This is a genomic window from Methanofollis sp., from assembly GCF_028702905.1.
Classification (GTDB): domain Archaea; phylum Halobacteriota; class Methanomicrobia; order Methanomicrobiales; family Methanofollaceae; genus Methanofollis.
Genome location: NZ_JAQVNX010000119.1, coordinates 1 through 5,622, shown reverse-complemented (window position 1 = coordinate 5,622; position 5,622 = coordinate 1). Strand labels below are relative to the sequence as shown.

The following is a 5,622-nucleotide window of genomic DNA, read 5'->3' as shown; positions in this document are numbered from 1 at the left end:
AGACCATAGACCTCCATAACATCCCCTTCCTGGACGAAGACGGAAAACTCCAGTCTATCCTCCAGGTCTGCATGGACAGGACCGAAGTAGAGGAGGAGAAGAAGGAGGTCGAACAGTTGGTCCGCGACGCAAAAGAGAAGGCAGAATGGTATGAGTCCATCCTGGACAGGATACCCTTCCCGATCTCGGTCACCGACATGAACATGAAGTGGACCTTCATGAACCGAGCCTTCGAGTCCCAGTGGAACAGGGACCGCGTGAAAGACTGCGGCATCTCCTGCCAGGCGACAAAGGGGCCCCTCTGCAACAATAAGGACTGTGGCATCGTGAAACTCCGCCAGAGCGGGAAGGACGAGATCACGACCCTCTTCGAGAAGGACGGCGCAAGTTTCCAGCTCGACATCGCCTACCTGAAGGATGAGAGAGGCGAGAATATCGGCCACATCGAGATCGTCCAGGATATCACCGAGATGAAGCAGCAGGAGAAGAGGGCCCAGGAAGAGGCCCGCCTCCTTGCGGAGAGCGCCGAGGAGATGCGGCAGGCGATGGACACCATGGCCGCCGGCGACCTCACCGCTATTGTAAAGATCAGGGACGACGACGTACTCAAGGAACTTAAACTGAACTACCGCCAGGCACGGGAGTCGCTGAAGGAGACACTGACGGAGATCACCACGGTCGCACGGCAGGTCGACGACGGGACGAAAGAGACGAGCCGGAGCGCCGAGGACATCGCGAAGGCGATCGAGCAGGTCGCAACGACAAGCCAGAAGTCCGCGGAAGGGTCACGGAAGAGCCTGGAGAACATCGAGGAGATCGCACGGACGTTGTCAGACCTCTCTGCCTCCGTGGAGGAGATCGCGAGCACCTCGCAGGATGTCCTCCAGAAGACCGGCGAAGCGTCCGAACTCGGCGACCAGGCAGAGATCCTGGGCAAGGAGGCCTCAGGGAAGATGCGGGGCGTCGAGGGGATCGCGAGAAAGAGCGTCGAGGAGATCACCCGGCTCAACGAACAGATGCAGGAGATCAGCAAGATCGTGAAGCTCATCAACGATATCTCGAACCAGACCAACCTCCTCGCCCTCAACGCCGCGATCGAGGCGGCACGGGCGGGCGAGCACGGCCGCGGCTTCGCCGTCGTCGCGGGCGAGGTGCGGAACCTCGCCGGCGAGTCGAAGAAGGCGACAAACGATATCGAGAACCTCATCTCCACCATCCAGACCACCACAGACAAGACCGCAGAGAACATGGAGTCGGCCTACAGCGAGATCAATTCCGGGATCTCGAGCGTGGAAAAGGCCATCGAGGCGTTGAACACCATCGCAAAGGCGTCGAAAGAGGCGAACCAGAACATCGGCGAGATCGCGAAGGCCACCGAAGACCAGGCCAGCGCCACCAACCGCGTGATGGAGGCGATGGAGCGGAACAGGGCAGAGATCCAGCAGAACATCAAGGGCATCGAGAACATGGCCGCCCTCACCGAGGAGGTCAGCGCCTCGGCCCAGGAGGTCGGAGGCGGTGCCCAGGAGATGGCCGGCCTCGCCGACAACCTGAAGAAGAGACTCGACAAATTCACCCTCTGAGGGTCAGAACATGGCAGAAACAGTAGACGTGGTGAAATTCGAACTCGGCGGCGAGTATTATGCCCTCGATATCCACCTAGCACGGGAGATCGTGGAGATGATCCCGATCACTCCCGTGCCCAGGGCGCCCTCCCACATCGCCGGCGTCATCAACCTGAGGGGCGAGATCACGAACATCATCGACCTTGCCACCCTCCTCAACGTCCAGACCAGGTCCGAGACAGAGAACAGGAAGATCATCGTCCTCGTTTCGGAAGCGACCGGCGGTTCAAACCTCGGGATCATCGTTGACGATGTCAGCGCCGTGATGCAGGTCACTGAGGCCGACGTGGAGAAGATGGACGCAGGCCTCTGCCACGAGGCCTATGTGAAAGGGATCATCAAGACACGTGAGAATAAGAACGGCGAGACCGAGGCGACCGGTCTTGTGATCTGGATCGACGTGGCAAAGGTCCTTGAAGACCTCACCGGCCTGCACGGGGCCTGAAGGCGCGCGGCAACTCCCTCCTTTTTTTTCCGGAGACATCTTTTTATATCGTGTGTACCCCCTCTTGCCGGGGGAGACGAGATGGACACCTTTGAAGAAAAAGTCCAGGCAATGAAGGATATGACGCCTGAAGACGTTCAGGCGGCAGTTGAGAAGTTGAAATCGATGTGCACCTGCCCGTCATGCCCATCGTACAACCGGTGTGCAAAGGAGGGACAGGAACTCCTTTTCTGCACCACAGGCAAGAGTTTCATGTGCATCAGCGACGAGAAGAGGTGCATCTGCCCGACATGCCCGGTTGCACGGGATATGGGGCTGAAGTACACTTTCTTCTGCACGCGGGGCGCGGAGAAGGCGCAGCGGTACGAACACACGGTCTGGGGGACGAAGATGGTCTGAACGACCATCTCTGATCCAGACCATTCAAACTTTTTTCATGCGCCGTGCCGCCGGTCCGGTTCCTCCTTGCCGGAGTGACAGATCGAGGGGCAGGCCGTGCACTGCTCGGCACAGGGCTCGACCCGGATAGAGACATTGGCCCGGGGAAACTCGAGCCTGATGTCGGACTCGATATGTTTCACCAGGTCATAGGCTGTCTGGAGACTATCGGCCCGCGAGACGACGAGGTGGAGGTCGATGAAGCGCTCCGAACCGGCCCGCCGCGTCCGGAGGGCGTGGAAGTCCACCACATCCGAGGAATGGTCACAGATGATCTGCCGGATCCGCTCCTCCTCCTCGGGCGGGAGGGCATGGTCGGTGAGGTCGGAGAAGGCCCGCCGCGTCAGGTCAAAGGCTGCCTTCATGATGATCACCGCGACGCCGAGGGCGAAGACGGCGTCGAGGACGACAAGGCCGGTAAGCCTGATGGCTACAAGCCCGGCAAGCATGGCAAGGGAGGTGTACACGTCGGTCCGCAGGTGCCATGCATCGCTTTCGAGGGCGATCGACTCGGTCTCCTTCGCCGCCCGCATCAGGCGGGAAGAGACGTACCAGTTCACGCCGGCCGAGAGGAGCATCACGGCCATACCGAATCCGAGGGCATCCATCGCAAGCCCTTCGTTTCCGGAGATAAGCGTGCCCGCCGCCTCCCTGATGATGAGAGCGGCCGCCACGAAGATGAGGATTGCCTCGATGAGGCCGGAAAAGTCCTCGTATTTCCCGTGGCCGAAACGGTGGCAGGCGTCAGCGGGCTCTGACGCCTTTCTTATGGATAGGAAGGCAATACCCGCGGCCACAAGGTCGATCCCGGAGTGGATCGCCTCGGAGATGATGCCGACCGATCCGATCGCACACCCTACGGCGAGTTTTGTCACCACCAGGAGTGTGTTCGAAACGACCGAGAGGCGTGCGGTCTTCTGCTTCACGACATCCGCAGATTCAGGTTCTCTCCGAATGATATCACCAACAGCATGAGGGCGGATATGCCGCCCGTCGATAACTTTTACGATTTGCGCTCAATCGGGATAGGGTTTGTGATCCGGTGGCGCGGAGGGCAGGTCACCGTTTCCGGCAGAGGTACTTGTAGACTTCCATAACAAAGACCAGAGAGAGGGCTATCGTAAGCAGGGTGAGCCAGAGGGGGAGAGAGACGGGGGCGACACCAAGGACGCCCTGCATCACCGGAACCTGCACCGCAAGAATATGGATGCCTTGCGCCGCCATCACGCCGACGATAAGGAACGGATTCCTCCCGATAGGGATGCGAAAGACAGACCGGCATTCAGAACGGCAGTTGAAGGCATGGGCATTCTCCATCAGGACCATGAAGAGGAGGAGGACGTTTCGCGCTGCGTCCTCCCCCCACCCGCCGCCGATCAGCCAGGCCCAGAGAAGGAACGCGGTGATGCCGATGTACGAGCCCGAGACAAGGGTCTCCTCGACCATCAGACGGTTGAAGACCCCTTCCCCGGGGAGCCGCGGCCGCCGCCCCATCACGTCGGGCTCGCCGCCCTCGAAGGCGAGGGCGACATCCTGGATACCGTTTGTCACCAGGTTCAGCCAGAGGAGTTGCACGGCAAGGAGGGGGAGAGGCAGGCCGGCAAGGAGAGCAAGGGTGAAGAGGAGCACCTCGGCGGCCCCGGTGGAGATGAGGAGATAGGTGACCTTCCTGATATTGTCATAGGTCGCCCGACCGCCCTCGACCCCGGCCACGATCGAGGAGAAGGAGTCGTCGGTGATGATGATCGAGGCGGTGTCCTTCGCGAGGTCTGTCCCCGAGCCCATGGCGACACCGATGTTCGCCCGCCTGAGGGCCGGTGCGTCGTTCACGCCGTCGCCGGTCACGGCGACATAGTGCCCGCCCCCCTGGAGCCCTTCCACAATGGCTGACTTCTGGAGGGGGGCGACGCGGGAGAAGACATGCGCCTTTCCGACAAGATCGCGGAATGCCTGACTGTCCGGGGCGCCGGCCCCTGCCAGGTCCTTCCCGGTGACGAGGTCGTCTTCAGACAATGCAATCCCGAGGTCACGCGCGATTGCCAGGGCCGTCGCCGGGTGGTCGCCGGTGACCATCACCACCCTGATCCCGGCCTGCCTGCAGGTCTCCACCGCCCCCGCCGCGTCGTGCCTGAGGGGGTCGATGAAGCAGGCGAGGCCGAGAAAGAGGAGAGGGGGAATGTCCCCCTCGTCGAAGGGGAGGTCCACGCCGCCCACGATCTCGCCGGAAGCGACGGCGATGACCCGGAAGCCCCGTGCAGCAAGGAGGGCGGCCTCCTCCGCGGCCCCGTGCGGGGCGGTCGGGCAGCGCGGGATCACCACCTCAGGGGCGCCTTTCATGGCGACGAGGACACGCACCCCCTCCCGGTAGAACGCGGCCGCATATCTCCGCTCTGGCTCGAAGGGGATCTCGGCCAGGATGGCCTCTTCCCTCCGGACGGTCTCCGGGGAGAGGCCAAGTTTGTAGGCGGCGGCAAGGAATGCCACGTCGATGGCGTCGCCGTAGTGCTCCCAGTCCCCGTCCCGTCGCACGAGCACCGCCTCGCTGCAGAGGACGGCCGCCCGGATCATCCCCTGCAGTCTGAGATAGTCCGCCTCTGCAGGAGGCGGACCGTCCGCCGCAACGACCCGGCCTTCGCCGCGGTAGCCCTCGCCGAGGACCGTATAGCGTCGTCTGTCAGGGAGGACGATCTGCGTCAGGGTCTGCTCGTTGACCGTGAGCGTCCCTGTCTTGTCGCTGGCGATGCAGGTGCAACTCCCCAGGCCCTCGACCGCCGCCAGGTTCCTGACGACGACGTTGCGCGTCGCAATCCTGCTGACGCCAAGGGAGAGGGCGACGGTGATCGCCACGGGCAGGCCCTCAGGGATCGCGGAGACCGCGAGGGCGACGGCCAGGAAAAAGACCTCGACCGGTTCGATGCCCCGGAGGAGGGCGGCCACGCCGAGGACGGCACTCGCCCCGACGACGAGCACCCCCACCCAGCGGGAGAACTGCTCCATCCTGATGAGGAGGGGGGGTTTCGTCATCTCCATCGCGGAGAGAGTCGTTGCGATCTTCCCGACCTCGGTCTGCCTGCCTGTGGCGACGACGACCCCGCTCCCCCGCCCGGATACGAC

General features: G+C 62.5%; 5 protein-coding genes. 3 read left to right on the top strand and 2 right to left on the bottom strand.

Annotated features, from left to right (window positions below):
• From PHP59_RS11055 to PHP59_RS11045, 3 genes are all read left to right on the top strand, one after another.
• Positions 1–1,583 (top strand): methyl-accepting chemotaxis protein (locus PHP59_RS11055; protein WP_300166920.1); only part of this gene is annotated, 1,583 nt, incomplete at its 5' end.
• Between the two features lie 10 nt (positions 1,584–1,593).
• Positions 1,594–2,070, top strand: coding sequence for a chemotaxis protein CheW (locus tag PHP59_RS11050; RefSeq protein WP_300166919.1), 477 nt, complete (start codon positions 1,594–1,596; stop codon positions 2,068–2,070).
• 81 nt (positions 2,071–2,151) lie between these two features.
• Positions 2,152–2,469 (top strand): DUF2769 domain-containing protein, encoded by a 318-nt coding sequence (locus PHP59_RS11045; protein WP_300166918.1) that lies wholly within the window; start codon positions 2,152–2,154, stop codon positions 2,467–2,469.
• A 35-nt stretch (positions 2,470–2,504) separates the two neighbouring features.
• On the opposite strand, the gene PHP59_RS11040 is transcribed toward PHP59_RS11045, so the two are convergent.
• Both PHP59_RS11040 and PHP59_RS11035 read right to left on the bottom strand, forming a co-directional pair.
• Positions 2,505–3,434, bottom strand: coding sequence for a cation diffusion facilitator family transporter (locus PHP59_RS11040; protein WP_300166916.1), 930 nt, complete (start codon positions 3,432–3,434; stop codon positions 2,505–2,507).
• Positions 3,435–3,567: 133 nt separating this feature from the next.
• The coding region (locus tag PHP59_RS11035; RefSeq protein WP_300166914.1) for an HAD-IC family P-type ATPase at positions 3,568–5,622 on the bottom strand (2,055 nt) is incomplete at its 5' end.